Genomic DNA, 21,153 nt, shown 5'->3' with positions numbered 1-21,153 from the left:
CAGCCAGATGTTCGTTCAGCGTGCGGGTAAGCGTCTGCAGCAGATGCAGCGGAGTGATGACTGTGGCTGACTGCGTGCCGTTGTCTTTGTCTTTGCTTGTCACATCAAGCTCCATTGCGCTCAGCTGGCGCTGAGCATGTCCTGGTGGGCGGTATGCAGTACTTCAATAAGACAGTCCTCGAGCTCGAAACGTTCATGCAGGAGGCCACCGAGCTGGAGCAGTTGTTTATGCATCTGATCCTGGTCACCGTCTGAACCGGCCCTACCATACTGGTCGTTGAAGTGTACGGCGCTCTGCGTGATCTTCTCGATTCGCGGATAGAGCTGACGTGCGAGTGCCAGGCCGCCCTGATCCTGAAAAGCCTCCGCTTCACGGATCAGCTGTTCGTAGACTTCGAAGTGGCCGGCGGAAACATAGTCGACCAGGATGTCGCAAAAGGACTCGAGAGCAGGATGTGCAGCCTCGCCGGTTTCTGCGGTCTGTCGCAACTGAGTATATTGTTGAACCATTTGCTTGCGCTCTGCCAGCCAGCGGTCAATCAGTTTATGTACACCGCCCCAACGTTCCTGGGCTGTTGTGCAACTCTCCAGCATGATCCACCTCTACTCGCAATTGGCTGGTTGGGCCGGGACCAGAGCCCTTCGATCCCTTTGGTTGGACAGCATAGGTCAGCCAGGGTGCCGGCATCAAGGCTTGATGAAGCTGAGGGTAACCTGCCCCAGCTCGATGCCCCATTTAGACATCACCGCGCGATTGAGCATGACCTTGTCGTCGATCAGATACATCCAGTCGTCGAAGTCGACCAGCCAGGTGCTGCCATCGACCTCAAGCTGCAATGTGTAGCGCCAGTGAAAAGTGTTGCCGGAAACCTCGCCGACGGCTTCACCTTCGACATCATCGGCGGTGCCACGCCAAGTGCCGTCAGGCTGTTTGACCAGCGTCCAGACCCTACGTTCGGTGGTGCCGTCGGAATAGGTGAAATATTCGTCAAGGATCCCGGTGTCCCCGTCCCAGCTGCCGATCATGCGCACATGGAAGCGGCGCGCTACCTCGCCATTGCGCTTCTGGAACATACCCCAGGCTTCGAGTTCCCCGTCGAAGTAGTCCTGCAGGCTCAGTTTCGGCGTGGCGCTGGCGTAATCCTCAACCTCAGGGCTGGCGCAGCCAGCCAATGATAATGCACATACAAGAGCGATGATCAGGCGCATGGGGCCTCCGTGTCAGTCGGTACTGCGAAACAACTGGATCAGCCCGAATAGACTGAATGCAATGAATGCCAGCAGCGTGCCTTCGGCGATACTCAGGCCGAGAAAGGTCCAGTCCACCTTGGCGCAATCGGCGGTGCCGCTGAACAGCATGCGCATGATGTCCTGCAGGGGCAGAACGTCGATCATGTAGTCGAGGCTGGGCAGACATGAGGGCAGCTGGTCGGCAGGCTGGTGCTGCAGCCAGACCTGGCGCCCGGCCACTGCCGCGCCGAGAACGGCGAAAAAGCTCACGCCGCCGGCATAGAGTCGTGCAGCTGCAGGTCTTCTGGCTGGAGGCGCGGAACGCGGATGGTGGATCAGGGCGACCAGGCAGACCAGTCCGACGAGGACAAGCAGTACGCGCTGGATAATACACAGCGGGCAGGGTATGAGTCCGACGACGTGTTCGAGATACAGGGCGACACCCATCAATATCACGCACGCGATCAGCGCAAGCAGATAAAGGGGGCGGGAGGCAGGTAGGGCCATGGGGTTTCCGTCTGTTGGTATTGGCAGGCGGATTACAGTAGTTCAAGGCGTGCGGGCTGACAAGCGGGGGCGCGGAATAATGGGGCTGTAACAGTAGCGCAGTTAAGCGCGCGGGAAGCCATAGCCGGGTGCGGCGGCAGATGCCGGCAACACCCGGACAGTCAGAGTCTGGCTGACCAGGGGCTCAGCTCTTTTCGCCAGCCTCGGCCTCGGCGGTACGACGCTGCTCGGCCTGGGCGAACAGCGCATCGAAGTTCACCGGTGATAGCATCAGGGGCGGGAAGCTGCCGCGCAGCACCAGATTGTCGACCGCTTCGCGCGCATACGGGAAAAGGATGTTGGGGCAGAATGCACCAAGGGTGTGGCGCATGCCAGCCTCATCCAGGCCGCTGATCGCGAAAATGCCGGCTTGCTGGACTTCGGCAATGAAGGTCACGTCGTCTTCACCGTTGGTAACAGTGGCAGACAGGCTCAGCACGACTTCGTGAATGCCTTCCTGCAGTTCGCTGTGACGCGTGTTCAGGTCCAGATTGACGTGGGGATTCCACTGCGACTGGAATACTGCCGGCGCCTTGGGTGATTCGAAGGACAGATCCTTCACGTAGATGCGCTGGAGCGTGAACTGTACCTGGGGCTGCTGGTCTGCAGCGCCGTTGGCACCCTGGCTGTTCTGGTTTTCGTCGGCCATGTTAGGTCCTTGTGTTGTGGTCTTGTTTGAAGGTGGCTCAGCTGGCGAGCATGCGGTCAAGTTTGCTAGCGCGTTCCAGCGCATGCAGCTCGTCGCAACCGCCGACATGGGTTTCGCCGATCCAGATCTGTGGCACCGAAGTGGCGCCGCCGGCCAGGCGCGTCATTTCTGCGCGCACCTTGGGCTGGCCGTCGACACGGATCTCTTTGTACTTCACACGCTTGGCATCGAGTAACTGCTTGGCGCGGATGCAGAAGGGGCAATAGTTGCTGCTATAAATCGTTACGTCGGTCATATCATTTCACCACTGGGAGGCTGTCGGCGCGCCAGCTGCTCATGCCACCGCTGAGACGGCTGACATTGTCGTGGCCGGCGGCCTTGAGTTGCTTGGCACAGGAGCCAGCATGCTGCCCGCTGGCGCAGGCAAGAATAATCGGCCGGCCCTTGTATTTGTCCAGGTCGTTCAGACGCTTCCCTAAACTATCGAATGGAATGTTGATCGAATCGACAATGTGACCTGCGGCATAGTCTTTTTTCGATCGCAGGTCGACTACCACAGCGTTCTCGCGGTTGATCAGCGTGGTGGCCTGCTGGGTGGAAACGGTCTTGCCGGCCTTGCGGCCTTCGGTGACGATCAGAAGAGTCATCACCACCAGGAAAGCGGCGGCCAGGAACGGATGGTTGCCGAGAAATTCGGCGAACTGGGTAAAGAAATCGATAACGCGTTGCATGCGAGCACTTCCGGATAAATAAAGTCCGCCAGTATACACAGCAGTCGGCAGTGGCAGAACCATCCCTGCCGAATGGTGCGCGGGGTGTTGCAGCATGACAGGCCGGGGCCGGCGCAGTAGACTGTTGGCATCGCGCTCGCCCGGCCCGCCGCGCGGCCCGGGTCGCTATTCGATCATTCAAATATTTTTGTGAGTCGTTTCCATGACAGTTGCTCCCAAACCCCTGGTCCTGATGATTCTCGATGGTTTCGGCCACAGTGAATCGCCCGATTCCAACGCCATCATGGCTGCCCGCACCCCGGTATGGGATAGCCTCTGGGCCAAAGCGCCGCACACGCTGATATCCGGCTCGGGTATGGATGTCGGACTGCCGGACGGGCAAATGGGTAACTCCGAGGTCGGTCACATGAATCTGGGCGCCGGCCGCGTCGTATATCAGGATTTTACCCGGGTAACCAAGGCGATCGCCGATGGCGAGTTCTTCAACAACCCGACGATCTGCGAGGCTGTGGACAAGGCGGTCGCGGGTAATGGTGCAGTCCACGTCATGGGGCTGGTCTCCCCCGGGGGCGTACACAGCCACGAGGACCATCTGGTGGCCATGATGGATCTGGCGGTGCGCCGCGGCGCCGAGAAAATCTTCGTGCATGCCTTTCTGGATGGCCGCGATACGCCACCGCGAAGCGCCAAGGCATCGCTGGAGATGCTGGAGCAGGCCTATCAGCGCCTCGGCAAGGGCCGCACCGCGACACTGATCGGACGGTACTTTGCGATGGATCGCGACAATCGCTGGGACCGGGTCGAGTCGGCCTATAACCTGATTGTCGACGGCGAAGCGCAGTTTACTGCAGCCAGCGCAGAAGACGGACTGCTCGCGGCTTACGAGCGCGGCGAAAATGACGAATTCGTCAAGGCCACGCGCATCGGTGAGCCCGCACCGGTTGCCGACGGCGACGCGGTGGTATTCATGAATTTCCGCGCTGACCGCGCCCGCGAACTGAGCCGCGCTTTCGTAGAGCCCGACTTCGACGGGTTTGCTCGCAAGCGCCAACCACAGATTGCCGACTTCGTGATGCTGACCCGCTATGCGGCAGATATCCCCGCGCCCTGTGCCTACCCGCCAGCGTCACTGGATAACGTGCTGGGTGAATACCTGGCCAGCCAGGGCAAGACGCAGCTACGCATTGCTGAAACCGAGAAGTACGCCCACGTGACCTTTTTCTTTTCCGGTGGCCGCGAAGACCCCTTCGAGGGCGAGGAGCGCATCCTGATTCCGTCGCCGCAGGTGGCCACCTATGACCTGCAGCCGGAAATGAGTGCGCCGGAAGTCACCGACCGTATCGTTGAGGCGATTGATCAGCAGCGTTATGACGTGATCATTGTCAACTACGCCAATGGCGACATGGTCGGGCATACCGGGGACTTCGATGCCGCGGTCAAGGCAGTCGAATGCCTGGACGGCTGTATCAGCCGCATCCGCGAGGCGTTGGAGCGGGTCGGTGGCGAGGCGCTGATCACGGCCGATCATGGCAACGTCGAGAAGATGTCGGACCATGACACCGGTCAGGCGCATACCGCGCACACCTGCGAGCCGGTGCCGTTCGTTTATGTTGGTCCGCGGCAGGTCAGCATGCGCGATGGCGGAATCCTGTCGGACGTTGCGCCGACGATGCTGACATTGCTGGGGCTGCCCAAGCCGGCCGAAATGACCGGCCGTTCGCTCGTTACGCTGCAATCCTGAGGCAACACCATGGGCATGTTCCGGACTTCCCGCACAGCTTCATTGCCCTGGTACGCCGGTGCGGCTCTGGCAGGGCTGTTATGTGCCGCACCGCTGGCGGCGCAGGAGTCGCCGGCCGACTCCCGCGAAGCCCGTGCCGAGCTGGACCAGACCAAGGCGGAGATCGCCCGTCTGAAAGACATGCTCAAGAACTTCAAGCACGAGATGTCGGGGCTGGAATCCGAGCTCAAGCAGAGTGAAAGCGAAATTGGCCGCCTGCGGCGCGAGAGCGAAGAAATAGAGGAAAAAATCCGTGAAGGCGGAACCCGTGTCCGCAATCTGCGAGAGCAGGCTGCGGCTTTGCAGGTCGCACTGACCGAGCAGCAGGATCAGATTGCCCGCCAGGCGCGCGCCGCCTACATGGCCGGGCAGCAGGACTACCTCAAACTGATGCTCAACCAGGATGATCCGGCGCGCATGGCGCGCATGATGCGCTATTACCAGTATCTCACCAGCGCGCGGATGGACGAGGTGACCCGCTACACCGATACACTGGAGCAAATCCGCCAGGCCAGCGCCGAGATCGTCGAGCAACAGGCTTTGTTGGAGCAGGGTCGAGAGCAGTTGGCAGTCAATACGCGCGAGCTGCAGGCCCAGCAGACCGAGCGAACGGCTCTTCTTGCCAGCTTGCAGGGTCGCAGCCGCAGCCAGGGCGAAAAGCTGGCGAGTGCCCAGGCCGAACGCGCCGGTCTGGAAAAACTGATCAAGTCGATCGACGAGGCCATCACCAGTATTCCCACGCCGGCAGGCAGTCTGCCTTTCGCCAAGGCCAAGGGTAAACTGCCGCTACCGGTAAAAGGCCCGATCCAGGCGCGCTACGGCAGTCAGCGCGGTGGTGACTCCCGGCTGAAATGGGACGGGTTGCTGATTGGCGCCTCCCAGGGCAGTCCGGTGCATGCGATTCATGGCGGCAGGGTAGTCTTCGCGGACTGGCTGCGCGGCTCGGGTTTGCTGGTTATTCTCGATCACGGTAGCGGCTATCTGAGCCTATATGGGCATAATCAGAGCGTATTGAAGGAGGTCGGCACCTGGGTGCAACCCGGCGAGGCGGTCTCCACGGTGGGAGCCAGTGGCGGGCTGAACAGCCCCGCCCTGTATTTCGCAATTCGCCACCAGGGCCGCGCGCTGGATCCCGCAGCCTGGTGTATGCTGTCGGGATGAAGTGCCAGCGGCCATGTTCTGCAAGTGCGTTTCCTTACCTGTCTGTTAAGCCCTGCGTTGGGAGAGATCGATGACTGCTGTGCGTACCCTGCTAGCTGCCTGCATCAGCCTGGCTTTTGTCCTCGGGCCTGTGCAGGCCCAGGAAACCACCGCGCCTGCGCCAGCCCAGGAGCAGAGCGCTGCCGCGCCTTTGCCGCTTAACGAGCTACGGACTTTTGTCGAGGTGATGGAGCGCATACGCACAGCCTATGTTGAGCCGGTCGACGACGCCACCCTGCTCGAGAACGCGATTCGCGGGATGCTTGATGGACTGGACCCGCATTCTGCCTACCTGGATCCGGAAGCCTTCCGTGGTCTGCAGGACACTACCAGCGGACAATTTGGCGGCCTGGGTATAGAGATTGGGCAGGAAGACGGTTTCATCAAGGTAATCTCGCCGATTGATGACACTCCTGCAGCCCGCGCCGGTATCGAGTCCGGCGATCTGATCGTCAAGATCGATGACGAGCCGGTCAAGGGCATGAGCATCATGGATGCGGTGGAGAAAATGCGTGGCGAGCCCGGTACCAGTATCACGCTTACCGTGATCCGCGACGATGGCAGACCCTTCGAGGTAGAGCTTGAGCGGGCTGTGGTCAAGGTTGCCAGCGTGCGTACCGAACAGCTCGATCCCGGTTATGCCTACATGCGGCTTACCCAATTCCAGGTCAATACCGGCGATGAAGTCCGCAGGCAGCTCGAGAAGCTCAATGCCGATGGCAAGCTGAAGGGGCTGGTGCTGGATTTGCGCAATAATCCCGGCGGCGTTCTGCAGGCTGCAGTCGAGGTGGCCGACAGCTTCCTTGATTCGGGTCTTATTGTTTACACCCAGGGCCGCCTGAGCAATTCCGACTTGCGCTTCAGTGCCACCAGCCGCGACCCGAGCAAGGGTGTCCCGACCGTCGTACTGATCAACGGCGGCTCGGCCTCGGCTTCGGAAATTGTTGCCGGTGCGCTACAGGATCATGGTCGAGCAGTCATCATGGGTACCGATACCTTCGGCAAGGGTTCGGTGCAGACGGTACTGCCATTGAACAATGACCGCGCCCTGAAGCTGACCACAGCTCTTTATTACACGCCTGACGGACGCTCGATTCAGGCGCAGGGCATAGAGCCGGATATCGAGGTAGAGCAGGCCAAGCTGACCCGGGGAGAGGGCGAAATGGGAGTGCGCGAGGCCGATCTGGCCGGCCATTTGTCCAACGAGAATGGTATCGAACGGCCTACCGTAAATACGCCGGACAAGCCGTTGCGCCCGCAGGACGCCGATTACCAACTGAATCAGGCGCTCAATCTGCTCAAGGGCCTGAATATCTCGCGCGCGCGAGATTAACGCCGTAAAGCCGACTCTGAAGGCCCCTTCAGAGTCGCATTTCGATGCCGCGTTCGGCCATGTATTGCTTGGCCTGGGCTATCGAATATTCGCCGAAGTGAAAAATACTCGCCGCCAGCACCGCATCGGCGCCACCCTGCTGCACACCGTCCGCCAGGTGTTGCAGATTGCCGACCCCGCCGGAGGCAATCACCGGAATGTGCAGCCGATCGCTGATCGCACGGGTGACCCCCAGATCGAAACCGCTCTTCATGCCATCCTGATCCATGCTGGTTAGCAGAATCTCGCCCGCACCCAGCTCTTGCATCTTGAAGGCCCACTCGACTGCATCAAGACCGGTGGGCTTGCGCCCGCCATGGGTAAAGATCTCCCAGCGCGGGGTCTCGCCGTCTGCCGACACGCGCTTGGCGTCGATGGCTACGACGATGCACTGGGAACCGAAACGGTCTGCCGCCTCGCCCACAAACTCGGGATTGAACACTGCAGCGGTATTGATCGATACCTTGTCGGCGCCGGCGTTGAGCAGGTTGCGGATATCCTGAATAGTGCGCACGCCGCCCCCCACCGTCAGCGGGATAAAGACCTGGCTGGCCATGCGCTCGACGGTATGCAGGGTGGTGTCGCGTTCCTGATGGCTGGCAGTAATATCGAGAAAAGTGATTTCATCGGCACCCTGCTCGTTGTAACGCCGGGCGACCTCGACCGGATCGCCGGCATCACGGATGTTTTCGAACTGCACACCCTTGACCACGCGACCGTTGTCGACGTCGAGGCAGGGGATAATGCGTTTAGCGAGACCCATCGGTTTTCTCCGAGAGCAGCTCAAGCGCCAGGCTTCAAGCTGCAAGCTAATTCCATTGAGCGGTGCGCGCTTGCTCAGCGCGTGCGGCTTGCCGCCTGTTTGTCGCACAACGCCTGGGCTTCTGCCACATCCAGCGTGCCTTCATAGATCGCCCGCCCGGTAATCGCGCCGACAATGCCGGGGGCTCCGGCGTCTAGCAGGGCCTGAATATCGCCCAGATGATGAATGCCGCCCGAGGCAATAACCGGAATGGACGTGGCGTTGGCCAGGGCCGCTGTGGCCTCGACGTTGCAGCCTTGCATCATGCCGTCCTTGGCAATGTCGGTGTAGACGATCGCCGAGACGCCATCCGCTTCGAAGCGGCGCGCCAGATCCACTGCCTGTACGCTACTGACCTCGGCCCAGCCGTCGGTGGCAACAAAGCCGTCTTTGGCATCAAGACCGACAATCACCTTACCCGGAAACGCGCGGCAGGCCTCTGCAACGAATTCCGGTTGCTTGACTGCCTTGGTACCGATGATCACGTAGCTGACACCGGCGCGCACGTAATGCTCGATAGTCTCTAGGGAACGAATGCCACCGCCGATCTGGATCGGCAGGTCGGGGTAGGCGCGGGCGATCGCGGTAACGACTTCACCGTTGACCGGCTTGCCTTCGAAGGCGCCGTTCAGGTCGACCAGGTGCAGGCGCCGGCAGCCTGCGGCTACCCACTTGGCAGCCATGGCCACCGGGTCGTCGGAGAATACCGTGGCATCGTCCATCAGGCCCTGGCGCAGGCGTACGCAGGCGCCGTCCTTGAGATCGATAGCGGGGATTATTAGCATGACTTTTTCCTTTGGAAAAAGAGCTTCAAGCCTCAAGCCCCAAGCTGCAAGCGAGAGGGCTTGTAGCTTGTTGATTGCAGCTTGCCGCTCGGGTTTCTACCAGCGCCCATCCCAGGCGAGAAAGTTCTGCAGCAGCTGCAGGCCGTTGGTATGGCTTTTCTCCGGGTGAAACTGGGTGGCAAACAGGTTGTCCTGGATCATCGCGGCTGCAAAATCTACACCGTAGTGGCAGCGTCCGGCGACATGCGTGTTGCGCTCGGGCTGGGCATGGTAGCTGTGCACGAAGTAGAAGCGCGCATCCTGCTCGACGCGGTGCCACATCGGGTGGTCGATCGTCTGCTTGACCTGATTCCAGCCCATGTGCGGTACCTTCAGACGCTGCTCGCCGTCGTACAGCTCGTTGCCGAAGAAGCTGACCTTGCCGGGAAACAGGCCGAGCCCTTCCACGCCAGCGTTCTCCTCGCTGTGCTCGAGCAACATCTGCATGCCCACGCATACGCCTAGCAGGGGCTTCTCGCGCACGACCTGGCGGACGACCGCATCCAGTCCGAGCTGGCGCAGCTCGCTCATGCAGTCGCGGATGGCACCAACACCGGGCAATACCACCCGATCCGCAGCCAGAATGATCTGCGGGTCACTGGTTACCTCGACGCGGCTCGCGCCGACATGCTCCAGCGCCTTGGCGACCGAGTGCAGATTACCCATGCCGTAGTCGATTACCGCTACCTGACCACCAGCCATGGGTTACAGACACCCTTTGGTAGAGGGCATCATGCCGCTCATGCGCGGATCTTCCTCGACCGCCATGCGCAGTGCCCGGCCAAAGGCCTTGAACACCGTCTCGATCTGGTGGTGCGTGTTCACGCCACGCAGATTGTCGATGTGCAGCGTGGTCTGTGAATGGTTGACGAAGCCCTGGAAGAACTCGCCAAACAGATCCACGTCGAATCCACCCACGCTGGCACGGGTAAAGTCCACATGCATGTGCAGGCCGGGCCGACCGGAAAAATCGATCACCACGCGCGACAGCGCTTCATCCAGCGGGACGTAGGCATGGCCGTAGCGACGCAACCCTTTCTTGTCGCCCACGGCCTTGGCGAAAGCCATGCCCAGGGTGATGCCGACGTCTTCCACGGTGTGGTGGTCGTCGATGTGCAGGTCGCCACGCGATTTGATGCTCATGTCGATCAGCCCGTGCCGGGCGATCTGGTCAAGCATGTGCTCCAGAAAGGGTACACCGATGTCAAAGTCCGACTGTCCGGTGCCGTCCAGGTTGATGTCGACTCTGACCTGGGTTTCCAGAGTGTTGCGCTCGACGCTTGCCTTGCGCTCCGCCATGGCTTTTTCTCCGCTGAGTGATCTATCAAGGGGGGGCATTATACGTGCAGCCCGGGCGGGGGGCTACCGCGTACTGATTGCTTGTGTGTATGGGTTCGATCCGGGCAGGTGATATCGAGCTGCCGCTGCTTTGGCCAGACCTTCTCCTGGGGCCATGCTCAGGGCAGAATAGGGTGATGAGCGAATTACAGACAGTAGTGGTAGGCGCCGGCGTGATCGGGCTCGCGGTTGCGCAAGAGCTTGCTGCGGCCGGGCATGAGGTGCTGGTGCTGGAGAAGGAGGCCTGGCCCGGCCAGCATGCCTCCAGCCGCAACAGTGAGGTAATCCATGCCGGCCTGTACTATCCGCCCGGATCACTGAAGGCGCGGCTGTGCGTTGAGGGGCGCGAACTGCTCTATCGCTGGTGCGCCGAGCGCGGCGTGCCGCATCGGCGTGTCGGCAAGCTTCTGGTCGCCGTTGAAGATAATGAACTGCCCGCGCTGCGGGCGCTCCAGAAGAATGCCGCGGCCTGCGGTACGCAGCTTGACTGGCTGGATGCTGCGGCCGTTGCGCAGGTCGAGCCTGAGATCAGGGCGGTGGCAGGCCTGTTCTCGCCCCTGACCGGTATCGTCGACAGCCATGCATTGATGCAGTCACTGGAGGCTGCGTTGCAGTCTGCCGGTGGCTCGGTCAGTTATCGCACACAGGTCGATCGTGTGGTGCCATCGTCGCGCGGGCTGCAGTTGCACGGCAGCAGCGCCGGCGAGGTGTTCAGTCTTGACTGCCGTTTTCTGGTTAACGCCGGGGGGCTTTTTGCCCAGCGGCTGGCCGGTGCGGTGGAGGGTATGCCAGGCCACCGCATACCGTCCCTGCATCTGTGCCAAGGGCGCTACCTGACCTACAGCGGGCGCTCGCCATTCACTCATCTGGTCTATCCGATGCCCCAGACCAATACGTCCGGCCTGGGCGTGCATGCCACGCTGGACATGGCGGGCCAGGTCCGTTTTGGGCCGGACGTGCGGTTTCTCCGGCAGATCGACTACAGCGTCGGGGAAACATTGGCTGACGAATTCGCCCGTGCAGTGCGGCGTTACTGGCCCGCCTGCGATGCGGCCCGCCTGGTGCCCGGGTACGCCGGTGTCCGAGCCAAGCTCAGCGGCCCCGGGGAGCCGGCAGCGGACTTCGTGATACAGGATCAACGTGAGCATGCTATAGAGGGACTCATTAACCTGTTCGGCATCGAGTCGCCGGGTCTCACTGCGAGCCTGGCATTGGCCAAGGAAGTGGTCATGCGCCTCGACACCCTCTACCCTATGACAAAGGGCGTAACGCCCCGCACTGCTGACAAGGAACATCCATGAAAGCGCTTGGCAAGGTCCTGGGACTGGTGATTTTCGGTGTGCTACTGCTCGCCATCGCCCTGTTGTTTTTCCTGACCCGGATATTCGATCCCAATGACTACAAGGACAACATCCGCGAGGCCGCACGTGACAAAGCCAACGTGGAGCTGACCCTGGACGGCGATATTGGCTGGTCGCTGTTTCCCTGGCTGGGCATCGAGCTCGAGCAGGTGGGCATAGCACCTGTCGACCGGCCGGATCAGCCACTTGCCGAGGTCGGCAGCCTGGGTCTGGGCGTCGAGGTGCTGCCGTTGCTGCGCCGGCAGCTGCGCTTCAGTGATGTGATACTCAATAATGTCAGTCTCAGCCTGGTCAGGGATGCCGATGGTCAGGGTAACTGGGAGACGGTCGGGCCGCGCAGCGAAGCTACGACCAAGGACGACACGCCGGCCAACGAGCCGGGTGCCGAGCCCGGCGCCGAGCAGGGGCAGGAGCTGGATATAGCGGTACAGAGCGTAAATATCACCAATGCCCGAATTCTTTACGAGGACCGGAAAACCGGTCAGCAGGTGCAGCTCAACGACGTCAACCTGAAGACCGGGGCGCTGGTCGAGGGTAAGCCATTTGATGTTTCCTTTATCGGCCTCCTGACTACCGAACAGCCGGCGTTGCGGTTGCGGATCGACCTGCAGACCGTGGCCCAGTTCGATCGGGGGTTGGAGCGCTACCAGTTCGACGCGATCAATCTCAATCTGGACGCCAGCGGCGCGCCACTTTCGGGTCGGGCTGTTTCGCTGCAGTTGCAGGCTGATGGTGTGCTCGATCTGGGTGCCCGGGTGGCCGAGCTCGACCAGGTGCGCCTGTCGCTGGACGATCTGCGCGCCACCGGCCGGATCAAGGCCACGCAGCTGGATCAGGACATGCAGCTTGCCGGACGACTGGATGTGGCTCAGTTCAACGCCCGCGGGCTGATCGAGGCGCTGGGCCAGGAGCTGCCGGAAACCGCTAATCCACGGGCGCTCGAAGCGGTTTCGCTGTCGTCAGCTCTTGCCGGGTCGGCGAGCAGCCTGATGCTGGAAGATCTGAAGATGCAGGTCGATGGCAACGAGTTCGCCGGCAGTCTGGGTTTGACGGATTTCGAGCGACAGGCGCTGCGCTTCCGGCTCGTTGGCGATCGTCTCAATCTGGACGATTACCTGCCGCCGATCGACGAGACGACGGTTCCGCAGCCGAGCGGCACCAGCGGTGGCAGCAAGAGTGAGGCAGCTCCCATCGCCTGGAGCGACGACCCTGTGCTGCCACTGGGTCTGCTTGCAGATCTGGATGTCGATGGCAGTCTCGAGATGCAGGAGATTGTGCTTACCGGACAGTCGATTGCGCCCTTTGCGGCGGCAGCCAAGGCCCGTGATGGCCTGCTCCAGCTTTCGCGCTTCGAGGGTGGAATGTTTGGTGGTGACTTTGCTGCGACCGGTCGAGTCGATGCCCGCACCCGCCCCGTCGCCCTGAGCGCGAAGAAAAAACTCACCGGCATGGATTCGCTGGCCATTCAGGAAGCCTATGACGTTGCCCCGCAGCTGCGCGGTGCTATTGACCTGGACATGGACGTACGTGCCACCGGCAACAGCATGCAGCAATGGATGTCGAGCCTGAACGGTCAGGCCCGGTTCAATGTGGATGATGGCGCTTTGCTCGGGATCAATCTGGAGCAACAGCTCTGCCAGGCAATTGCGATGGTCAATCGAGAAACCCTGGCAGCGCCGGTAGGCTCCGAGAACACCCCTTTCACCACGCTGAAGGGCAGTTTCCGGATAGTTGATGGCACCGTGATCAACGACAATCTGGTCGCCGACCTGCCAGGCATTACCGCCAGGGGCCGCGGTGAAATCGCGTTGCCTACCCAGCGTCTGGACTATCGCGTCGGCCTGGTGCTCGAGGGCGACAATGTCGAAATGCCCGATTCGGCGTGCCGGGTCAATGAGCGCTACATTGGCGTTGAGTGGCCAATCCGTTGCAGCGGTTACCTGCACAATGCCGCGAGCAGCTGCAGGGTCGACTCTGAAGCCGTGACCCAGCTTGCCGGCAAGCTGCTCGGTAACGAGGCCAGACGCAAGGTCGAGGACAAGATAAGCGAGAAGCTCGAGGAGCAGGCGCCCGCCGTGCGCGATGCACTGCGGGGGCTGTTCGGACAGTGAGCCAGGATAGCTTTGCCGACGCCGTGCTGCGCTGGTATGACCTGCACGGGCGCAAGGACCTGCCATGGCAGCGCGATATGACGCCGTACCGGGTATGGGTGTCGGAAATCATGCTGCAGCAGACCCAGGTCGCTACCGTCATTCACTACTATGAACGCTTTATGGCAGCACTGCCCGACGTGCAGGCGCTGGCTGCGGCACCGGCTGACGAGGTGCTGCACCTGTGGACCGGCTTGGGCTACTACAGTCGCGCGCGCAATCTGCACAAGGCGGCCCAGCGGGTGGTCGACGAATATGGCGGCGACTTTCCCCGGGACCTGCAGTTGCTGATTGATCTGCCCGGGATCGGGCCGTCGACAGCGGGGGCCATCGCCAGTTTGAGCATGGGCCTGCGTGCGCCGATTCTGGATGGCAACGTCAAGCGCGTGCTCGCGCGTTATCACGCGGTGCAGGGCTGGCCGGGGGAGAAGGTGGTGCATGATCGGCTATGGGCCATTGCCGAGCGTCACACGCCCCATGTCCGGGTCAATCACTATACCCAGGCGATGATGGACATGGGTGCCACCCTTTGCACGCGCAGCAAACCGACGTGTCTGGTCTGCCCTCTGCAGGCAGGCTGCGAGGCGCGGATGCTGGGTGCGCCGACCGCCTATCCAGAGTCGCGACCGCGCAAAAGCATACCTGTGCGTCAATGCCTGATGCCGCTGGTGGTCAATCCACAGGGCGATGTCTGGCTACAGCGCCGCCCCGACAGTGGTCTGTGGGGTGGTCTCTGGTGTCCGCCGCAACTGGATGATCATGCCCAGCTCGACGCCCTGCTGGCTCGGCAGGGTTGGCAGGCGGACGAGCCCCAGGCGCTGGAGCCCCTGCGTCATACCTTCAGCCACTTTCATCTGGACATTCAGCCCTTGCTGGTACGGGTTACCGCAGACCATGGCGTGGCCGAGAGCGGGCAGGTCTGGTATAACCTGCGCCAGCCCACCCGTCTGGGGCTGGCCGCTCCGGTCAAGAAACTGCTCCAGCGGACCGAACTGATTATCTGAACCCATCCAGGAGGACCCGCCCATGACCCGTATGGTGATGTGCCGCAAATACAAAGAGCAGCTGCCCGGCCTGGATCGGCCGCCTTATCCCGGCGCCAAGGGCGAAGCGATCTATCAGGACGTCTCGAAGAAGGCCTGGGACGAATGGCAGGCGCACCAGACGATGCTGATCAACGAGCGTCGGTTGAACATGATGGACACCGAGGACCGCAAGTTCCTGCAGCAGGAAATGGACAAATTCCTTGCCGGAGAGGATTACGCGCAGGCCGAGGGTTATGTGCCCCCTGCTGAGTGAGAGCCAGGTAAGCGGCTGAAAGAATGGCAAATAATTCATGCCGCTGCTTGACAGTCGGGGCCTTAAACCGTTTAATAGCGCCCCGTTGCCCAGATAGCTCAGTTGGTAGAGCAGAGGATTGAAAATCCTCGTGTCGGCGGTTCGATTCCGTCTCTGGGCACCATATCTAGAAAAGCTCGCCTTCATGGCGGGTTTTTTTTTGTTCATTATTTAGCGGACTCGTCGAAATCGGGCCTTCAATCATGCCCACGCCGCGCTGCGGAACTTTGACACCCTGCACCGTCTAGTGTCTTGATCGTTGAATCCGTCTTGCCTGATTCAAATCAGAGCCAAGCTCGAATAATGGATGCATGTAGTGACGAACAAGACTGACCATTCCGAGATGGAGCGCATTGCTACCGGTGTTCCCGGACTCGACCAGATACTCTGCGGCGGATTGCTCCCGCAGGCCGTGTACATCTTTCAGGGCGGGTCGGGCGAGGGCAAGACGATGCTGGCCAACTCTCCGCATATTTACGAATTTCATATTGGCAGGGACGGATTCCATGTCGATTCGCGCATGAGCCAAACCGAAGGCGTAATGCTGGGTCACCCTCATCGCCGGACTCAGGGGGAAGATGCTGATTGCTGAAGTTGCCGGCATGTCTGGCAAGCCACTCATTCTGCTGGCCGAGGACGAGCGGGCGATAAGAAAGGTAATGGAGATCCTTCTGGAAAGTGAGGGTCACGAAGTACTGGCTGCAAAAAATGGCAGAGAGGCCCTTGATCTGCTTGAGGACGTTACCCCCAATGTCATCATTACCGATTACATGATGCCGGAAATGGATGGCGCAGCTTTCCTGCGCGCAGTGCGTGGCGATGCCCGACTGAGGAAGTTGCCCGTGCTGCTGATGAGTTCCGCTCAGCCCACTGAGCTGCCGGATCATCACCTGGCCGATCAGGTGTTCCTCAAGGGTGGCGAGCTGGGCTCGTTATTGGGAATTGTCGCCTCGCTGATTGCCAGAGGCGCGTCATCGTCGGCCGAAAGCTCCTGATTAGCACCATTTTCGAGCAAGTTTCCCGGTAACTTCCTACCATACCTGATCGTATACCTGGCTCCCTCCCTCAAGACTCAACGCCGGGGCATATTTCGTCATCAGCTTTAATCTGGAAAGACTTTTGCATGCATATTCGAGACATGACCCGGAGAGGGTTCTTGGTCATGGGGCATAGCTGTGCTAGTTTTGCTGATTACAGGATTAAGACATCACCGCAGACGGAACTGTTTGGTCCGCCGGAGTAAAGCCGGCCACATTTACTGACGCCCCTGGCGCCAATCTGGAAAATCATACGTGACACCGCCCGCTCTGGAAGTTCGCAATCTGCATAAACGATTTGGTGATCTTGAGGTGCTCAAGGGCGTCGATCTAGTCGCCAACGACGGCGCTGTCATCTCGATTCTCGGTTCTTCCGGCTCGGGCAAGAGCACCCTGTTGCGTTGCATCAATCTGCTGGAAAATCCCAACGAGGGTCAGATCATCGTTGCCGGCGAAGAGATGAAGCTCAAGCCCGGCCGTGACGGTGCGCTGGTGGCAGCTGACAGCAAGCAGATAAACCGCTTGCGCGCGCGGGTCGGCTTTGTGTTTCAGAGCTTCAATCTCTGGCCGCACATGAGCATTCTGGACAATATTATCGAAGCGCCGCGGCGTGTGCTGGGTCAGCCCAAGGCTGATGCTATTGCCGCAGCCGAGCTTTTCCTGGAGAAGGTCGGGATCGCCGACAAACGCCACGCTTTCCCGGCGCAGCTTTCCGGTGGTCAGCAGCAGCGTGCGGCCATCGCGCGCACGCTGGCGATGCAACCCCGCGTGATCCTGTTTGACGAACCCACTTCGGCGCTGGATCCCGAAATGGTGCAGGAAGTGCTGTCAGTCATTCGTGCACTGGCCGACGAGGGGCGTACTATGCTGCTGGTTACTCACGAGATGGGCTTCGCCCGGCAGGTGTCGAGTGAGGTTGTATTTCTGCACCAGGGTCAGGTCGAGGAGATCGGTACGCCGGAGCAGGTTTTCGAACACTCGAAATCGGAACGCTGCAGACAATTCATGTCCAGCCACAAGTAAGGAGCAGTACCCATGAAAAGCTACAAGAAGGTTCTGTTGGCGGTTACAGCCGCCATGGTATTCAGTGCCCCGGCCCTGGCCGACAAGCTGCGCATCGGTACCGAGGGTGCTTACCCTCCATTCAACATGATCGACAGTAGCGGAGAAGTGACCGGCTTCGATATCGACATCGCCAAAGCGCTGTGCGAGCGGATGGACGCCGAGTGCTCCGTGGTCATTTCCGACTGGGACGGCATCATCCCCGCCCTGAACACCCGACGCTTTGACTTCCTGGTTGCCTCCATGTCAATCACCGAAGAGCGCGAGCAGGCGGTGGACTTCACCCTTCCGTACTACACCAACAAGCTGCAGTTCGTCGCACCCAAGAAGTCCGAATTCGGGGTTGATGAAGAAAGCCTTGAAGGCAAGACCATTGGCGCCCAGCGTGCAACTATTGCCGGCCAGTGGCTGGAAGAGAACATGGGCGATGTAGTCGATATCCGCCTATATGACACCCAGGAAAATGCTTACCTGGACATGAACGCCGGTCGTATCGATGGTGTGCTGGCAGACGCCTTCGTGCAGTACGAGTGGCTGCAGAGCGAGGCAGGTAAGAACTTCGAGTTCAAGGGCGAGCCAGTATTCAGCAACGACAAGATTGGCATTGCTGTGCGCAAGGGTGATCCCCTGCGTGAGCGTCTGAACAAAGCTCTCGAGGAAATCGTTGCAGACGGCACCTATGCCGAAATCAACGCCAAGTACTTCCCCTTCAGCATCTATTGACCTGACTGGCCGGGCCCTTCGGGGCCCGGAACTGATACCCGCCAATGTTTGATTTACACGGTTTTGGTCCAGCCCTGATAGAAGGGACCTGGATGACCATCCGCTTGTCCCTTGCATCCGTTGCACTCGGGCTGTTGCTCGGCCTGCTGGGTGCCAGTGCAAAGATTTCTGAAAATCCGCTGGTGCGTAGCGCCGGCGGCTTCTACACGTCAGTCGTGCGTGGCATTCCGGAAACGCTCTGGGTGCTGCTGGCCTATTACGGCACTACGTCGATCTTCAATTACCTGGGCAGCTTCTTCGGCAATCCCTACCTGACACTAAGCCCGTTTCTCGCAGGCACATTGGCGCTGGGGCTATGTTTTGGTGCCTATGCCACCGAGGTGTTTCGTGGGGCATTGCTGGCCATCCCGAATGGCCAGAAGGAAGCCGGGCTGGCGCTGGGTATGTCCCGGACACGAATTTTCTGGCGCATTACCCTGCCGCAATTGTGGCGCGTCGCGTTGCCTGGTCTGGGCAATCTCTATCTTATCCTTCTTAAGGACACCGCCCTGGTGTCGCTTATCAGCCTGGAAGAAATCATGCGCAAGGCACAGTTCGCCGCCAATGCGACCAAGGAGCCATTCACGTTCTATTTCATGGCTGCGCTGATTTACCTGGGGCTGACGGTGATTATCATGGCTGCGCTGCACGTGTTCGAGCGGCGCGCCAACCGCGGCTTTGCGAGGACTGAACTGTGACCTGGGCCGAACGCTGGGAAATGATTCTGCAGTTCCTGCCGGATCTGATCGACGGTACCCTGTTGACCCTCGAGCTGGTCGGCATCGCCGTGGTGGTCGGCCTGATTCTGGCGATCCCCCTAGGCATCGCCCGCGCCTCACGGCATTGGTACATCCGGGCCCTGCCGTATACCTACGTCTTCTTCTTTCGCGGCACACCCCTGCTGCTGCAGCTGTTTCTGGTCTATTACGGGCTTTCGCAATTCGAGGCCGTGCGCGACAGCATGTTCTGGATTTATCTGCGCGAGCCCTACTGGTGCGCGCTGATCACCATGACGCTGCACACCGCGGCTTATATCGCCGAGATCCTGCGCGGCGCCATACAGTCCGTGCCTGGGGGTGAAGTCGAAGCGGCGCGCGCGCTGGGGATGTCACGGCGCCAGGCATTGCAGTACATCATCCTGCCACGCGCCATCCGCATTGGCTTGCCGGCCTATGGCAACGAGGTGATCCTGATGCTCAAGGCCAGTGCGGTGGTCTACACCATTACCCTGCTGGACATCATGGGCGTGGTACGCGGCATCAACGCGCGGACCTATCAGTTCGAGCTGTTCTTTCTCGTCGCCGGTCTGATCTATCTGACCATCACCATTGTCTTTACCCAGCTGTTCAAGCTGGTCGAGCGCTGGCTCAAGGTCGAGGCCAGCCGCAGGCGCTGAACCCCAATGAACTTCGTCGAGCGCTTCCAGCAACTGGACGCCTGGCTTGCCGAGCATCAGGCGCTCTGGCAGGCCAAGCCGTTCACCCAGCGGCAATGTGCCTGGGAAAACCAGTGGCCCGAGCTCGCCGCATGGCTGCGTAGTCGCACGCTGGAGCAGGCTGAGCGGGCGCACAACCAGCCCCATCTGCTGCACCCGCCTGAACCCTTTGCCCAGCTCGCGCAGACAGCCACCGCGTTGACGCAGGTGCCGGACTGGACGTCCAGCCCGACTGCCGATTTCCCCGAGCTCCTGCAGCGTCATATCCCTGGGCGCAAATGGCAGCAGATTACCCGCTTTGCCCAGGTAAGCCAGGCGCGCCTGCGGCAGCCCGTTCGCCACTGGGTCGACTGGTGCGCAGGCAAAGGCCATCTGGGACGACTGCTGGCGTGGCAGACCGGCAATCCATTACTGTGCCTCGAACAGATCGCCCGGCTCAACCGCGACGGTGAGATGCTCAGCCAGCAGTTCCAACTGACTGCAACGCATCAGGACGCTGACGTGCTCGCCCCCGAGACATGGCCGCTTCTGACCACTGAACACAGCCTGGTCGCACTGCATGCCTGCGGACAGCTACACATGACGCTGCTGCAACAGGCAGTCGCTAATGGATGCTCGCAGCTGGCGCTCGCTCCCTGTTGCTATAACCGCGTCGAGGGGCAGACGTACGCGGCGATGTCGGCCATGGCTGGCAAGGCGCAACTCAAGCTGAGCAAAGATGATCTTGCGTTGCCCATGCAGGAGAGCGTCACAGCCGGGCAACGCACCCGCCGATTGCGCGACCGTTCCATGGCCTGGCGACTGGCGTTTGATCTGTGGCAGCGCGAGACCCGAAACCATGACGTCTACCTGCCGACCCCGTCGCGTCCTGAGAGCGCAATGACAAACGGTATCGCCGTATTCTGCCGGGAGCTGGCTGGTCACCACGGACTGGATCTGCTGGAGCCTGCCAGCTGGGCTGACCTGGAAAAGCGCGGCTGGCAGCGGCTAGCCGAAGTTCGTAACCTGGAACTGCTGCGCGGTCTTTTTCGTCGTCCACTGGAGATGTGGCTACTGCTGGATCGGGCGCTGTTCATGCAGGAGGCTGGTTACCAGGTGGAGATCGGTCTGTTCTGCCCGTCAGAGCTGACGCCGCGCAATTTTTTGCTGATTGCCGAGAAGCGTTCTGCACTGCTCATCACCAGCCTATGAACGGCTTGCACACAGACTTATCCACAAGATGGCGGTCTTTGCACTTATCCCCGCCATCTGTGCATAACAATGTTGATGACTTATTGGTATCTCGCTGCAAGCCATACAGAATGCGGCTTGTGGCGCCTTGATCAAAAATGAAACAAAGTGGATAATTCAGAAGAAACAAGAGGTTAAGGCCTCTTTGTCAAGTGCTGCTATAGGTTTCATGCACAAGCTGGATCACGCTATTCACAGGGTCTTTTTCCAGGAAATTTAACCACAACAGGCTCTGACGTCTTTACACAGCACGCAGCCTAGATATAATGCACCCCGCGCCGGTATAGCTCAGCTGGTAGAGCAACT

The 21,153-nt window shown here is 60.4% G+C and carries 24 protein-coding genes and 1 tRNA gene; 15 read left to right on the top strand and 10 right to left on the bottom strand.

Features of this window, described 5'->3' with window-relative positions; genetic code table 11:
- Positions 1 to 120 precede the first annotated feature (120 nt).
- From rsd to ABYA88_RS10945, 6 genes are all read right to left on the bottom strand, one after another.
- Positions 121 to 594, bottom strand: coding sequence for a sigma D regulator (rsd, locus tag ABYA88_RS10970; protein ID WP_373187306.1), 474 nt, complete (start codon positions 592 to 594; stop codon positions 121 to 123).
- Between the two features lie 93 nt (positions 595 to 687).
- Entirely contained in the window at positions 688 to 1,209 is a 522-nt protein-coding gene (locus tag ABYA88_RS10965) for a DUF3833 domain-containing protein (RefSeq protein ID WP_373187305.1), read from the bottom strand.
- A gap of 12 nt (positions 1,210 to 1,221) precedes the next feature.
- Positions 1,222 to 1,737, bottom strand: a complete 516-nt coding sequence (locus ABYA88_RS10960) for a disulfide bond formation protein B (RefSeq protein WP_373187303.1) — start codon at positions 1,735 to 1,737, stop codon at positions 1,222 to 1,224.
- A 184-nt stretch (positions 1,738 to 1,921) separates the two neighbouring features.
- A complete protein-coding gene (gene secB / locus ABYA88_RS10955; protein ID WP_373187301.1) occupies positions 1,922 to 2,425 on the bottom strand; it encodes a protein-export chaperone SecB in 504 nt (167 codons plus the stop codon).
- 37 nt (positions 2,426 to 2,462) lie between these two features.
- Complete coding sequence (gene grxC / locus ABYA88_RS10950; protein WP_373187300.1) at positions 2,463 to 2,720, bottom strand: glutaredoxin 3; 258 nt, start codon at positions 2,718 to 2,720, stop codon at positions 2,463 to 2,465.
- 1 nt (position 2,721) lies between these two features.
- Complete coding sequence (locus ABYA88_RS10945; protein WP_373187298.1) at positions 2,722 to 3,156, bottom strand: rhodanese-like domain-containing protein; 435 nt, start codon at positions 3,154 to 3,156, stop codon at positions 2,722 to 2,724.
- 202 nt (positions 3,157 to 3,358) lie between these two features.
- Between ABYA88_RS10945 and gpmI the strand changes: the two genes are divergently transcribed.
- From gpmI to ABYA88_RS10930, 3 genes are all read left to right on the top strand, one after another.
- Complete coding sequence (gpmI, locus tag ABYA88_RS10940) at positions 3,359 to 4,897, top strand: 2,3-bisphosphoglycerate-independent phosphoglycerate mutase (RefSeq protein WP_373187297.1); 1,539 nt, start codon at positions 3,359 to 3,361, stop codon at positions 4,895 to 4,897.
- A 9-nt stretch (positions 4,898 to 4,906) separates the two neighbouring features.
- A complete protein-coding gene (locus tag ABYA88_RS10935) occupies positions 4,907 to 6,097 on the top strand; it encodes a murein hydrolase activator EnvC (protein ID WP_373187295.1) in 1,191 nt (396 codons plus the stop codon).
- A gap of 70 nt (positions 6,098 to 6,167) precedes the next feature.
- Positions 6,168 to 7,469 carry a S41 family peptidase gene (locus ABYA88_RS10930; RefSeq protein WP_373187293.1) on the top strand — a complete coding sequence of 434 codons (1,302 nt, stop codon included), beginning with the start codon at positions 6,168 to 6,170 and terminating at the stop codon, positions 7,467 to 7,469.
- A gap of 28 nt (positions 7,470 to 7,497) precedes the next feature.
- Here the strand turns inward: ABYA88_RS10930 and hisF are convergent, their stop codons facing one another.
- The 4 genes from hisF to hisB all read right to left on the bottom strand — a co-directional run bounded on the left by hisF (position 7,498) and on the right by hisB (position 10,433).
- Complete coding sequence (gene hisF, locus ABYA88_RS10925) at positions 7,498 to 8,271, bottom strand: imidazole glycerol phosphate synthase subunit HisF (RefSeq protein ID WP_373187291.1); 774 nt, start codon at positions 8,269 to 8,271, stop codon at positions 7,498 to 7,500.
- 74 nt (positions 8,272 to 8,345) lie between these two features.
- Complete coding sequence (gene hisA / locus ABYA88_RS10920) at positions 8,346 to 9,095, bottom strand: 1-(5-phosphoribosyl)-5-[(5-phosphoribosylamino)methylideneamino]imidazole-4-carboxamide isomerase (RefSeq protein ID WP_373187290.1); 750 nt, start codon at positions 9,093 to 9,095, stop codon at positions 8,346 to 8,348.
- Between the two features lie 96 nt (positions 9,096 to 9,191).
- Positions 9,192 to 9,836: an imidazole glycerol phosphate synthase subunit HisH gene (gene hisH / locus ABYA88_RS10915; protein ID WP_373187288.1), complete on the bottom strand. Its 645-nt coding sequence runs from the start codon at positions 9,834 to 9,836 to the stop codon at positions 9,192 to 9,194.
- A gap of 3 nt (positions 9,837 to 9,839) precedes the next feature.
- On the bottom strand, positions 9,840 to 10,433 hold the full coding sequence (gene hisB / locus ABYA88_RS10910) for an imidazoleglycerol-phosphate dehydratase HisB (protein ID WP_335606865.1): 594 nt from the start codon (positions 10,431 to 10,433) through the stop codon (positions 9,840 to 9,842).
- Between the two features lie 176 nt (positions 10,434 to 10,609).
- Here hisB and ABYA88_RS10905 point away from each other — a divergent pair, with 176 nt between their 5' ends.
- The 12 genes from ABYA88_RS10905 to ABYA88_RS10850 all read left to right on the top strand — a co-directional run bounded on the left by ABYA88_RS10905 (position 10,610) and on the right by ABYA88_RS10850 (position 20,808).
- Positions 10,610 to 11,773, top strand: coding sequence for an NAD(P)/FAD-dependent oxidoreductase (locus ABYA88_RS10905; RefSeq protein ID WP_373187287.1), 1,164 nt, complete (start codon positions 10,610 to 10,612; stop codon positions 11,771 to 11,773).
- Positions 11,770 to 13,944, top strand: coding sequence for an AsmA family protein (locus ABYA88_RS10900; RefSeq protein ID WP_373187285.1), 2,175 nt, complete (start codon positions 11,770 to 11,772; stop codon positions 13,942 to 13,944). The genes ABYA88_RS10905 and ABYA88_RS10900 overlap by 4 nt, the downstream gene beginning before the upstream one ends.
- Entirely contained in the window at positions 13,941 to 14,987 is a 1,047-nt protein-coding gene (gene mutY, locus ABYA88_RS10895) for an A/G-specific adenine glycosylase (RefSeq protein ID WP_373187283.1), read from the top strand. Before ABYA88_RS10900 ends, mutY begins: the two co-directional genes overlap by 4 nt.
- A gap of 22 nt (positions 14,988 to 15,009) precedes the next feature.
- Positions 15,010 to 15,282: an oxidative damage protection protein gene (locus ABYA88_RS10890; RefSeq protein ID WP_373187282.1), complete on the top strand. Its 273-nt coding sequence runs from the start codon at positions 15,010 to 15,012 to the stop codon at positions 15,280 to 15,282.
- Between the two features lie 87 nt (positions 15,283 to 15,369).
- Positions 15,370 to 15,445, top strand: a tRNA-Phe gene (locus ABYA88_RS10885).
- 192 nt (positions 15,446 to 15,637) lie between these two features.
- Positions 15,638 to 15,913, top strand: coding sequence for an ATPase domain-containing protein (locus tag ABYA88_RS10880; RefSeq protein WP_373187281.1), 276 nt, complete (start codon positions 15,638 to 15,640; stop codon positions 15,911 to 15,913).
- A complete protein-coding gene (locus tag ABYA88_RS10875) occupies positions 15,900 to 16,316 on the top strand; it encodes a response regulator (protein ID WP_373187280.1) in 417 nt (138 codons plus the stop codon). The genes ABYA88_RS10880 and ABYA88_RS10875 overlap by 14 nt, the downstream gene beginning before the upstream one ends.
- Before the next feature lie 297 nt (positions 16,317 to 16,613).
- Positions 16,614 to 17,381, top strand: a complete 768-nt coding sequence (locus ABYA88_RS10870) for an ABC transporter ATP-binding protein (protein WP_373187279.1) — start codon at positions 16,614 to 16,616, stop codon at positions 17,379 to 17,381.
- A gap of 12 nt (positions 17,382 to 17,393) precedes the next feature.
- Positions 17,394 to 18,143: an ABC transporter substrate-binding protein gene (locus ABYA88_RS10865; protein ID WP_373187278.1), complete on the top strand. Its 750-nt coding sequence runs from the start codon at positions 17,394 to 17,396 to the stop codon at positions 18,141 to 18,143.
- 44 nt (positions 18,144 to 18,187) lie between these two features.
- Complete coding sequence (locus ABYA88_RS10860; protein ID WP_373187277.1) at positions 18,188 to 18,880, top strand: ABC transporter permease; 693 nt, start codon at positions 18,188 to 18,190, stop codon at positions 18,878 to 18,880.
- A 20-nt stretch (positions 18,881 to 18,900) separates the two neighbouring features.
- Entirely contained in the window at positions 18,901 to 19,578 is a 678-nt protein-coding gene (locus tag ABYA88_RS10855) for an ABC transporter permease (protein ID WP_373187308.1), read from the top strand.
- Between the two features lie 6 nt (positions 19,579 to 19,584).
- Positions 19,585 to 20,808, top strand: coding sequence for a methyltransferase (locus ABYA88_RS10850; RefSeq protein WP_373187276.1), 1,224 nt, complete (start codon positions 19,585 to 19,587; stop codon positions 20,806 to 20,808).
- Positions 20,809 to 21,153: the final 345 nt, after the last annotated feature.

Origin of the sequence: Halopseudomonas sp., from assembly GCF_041579695.1 — a bacterium.
Lineage (GTDB): Bacteria > Pseudomonadota > Gammaproteobacteria > Pseudomonadales > Pseudomonadaceae > Halopseudomonas.
Note: the sequence above shows the minus strand (reverse complement) of the source record. Positions and strands in the feature narration are given on the sequence as shown.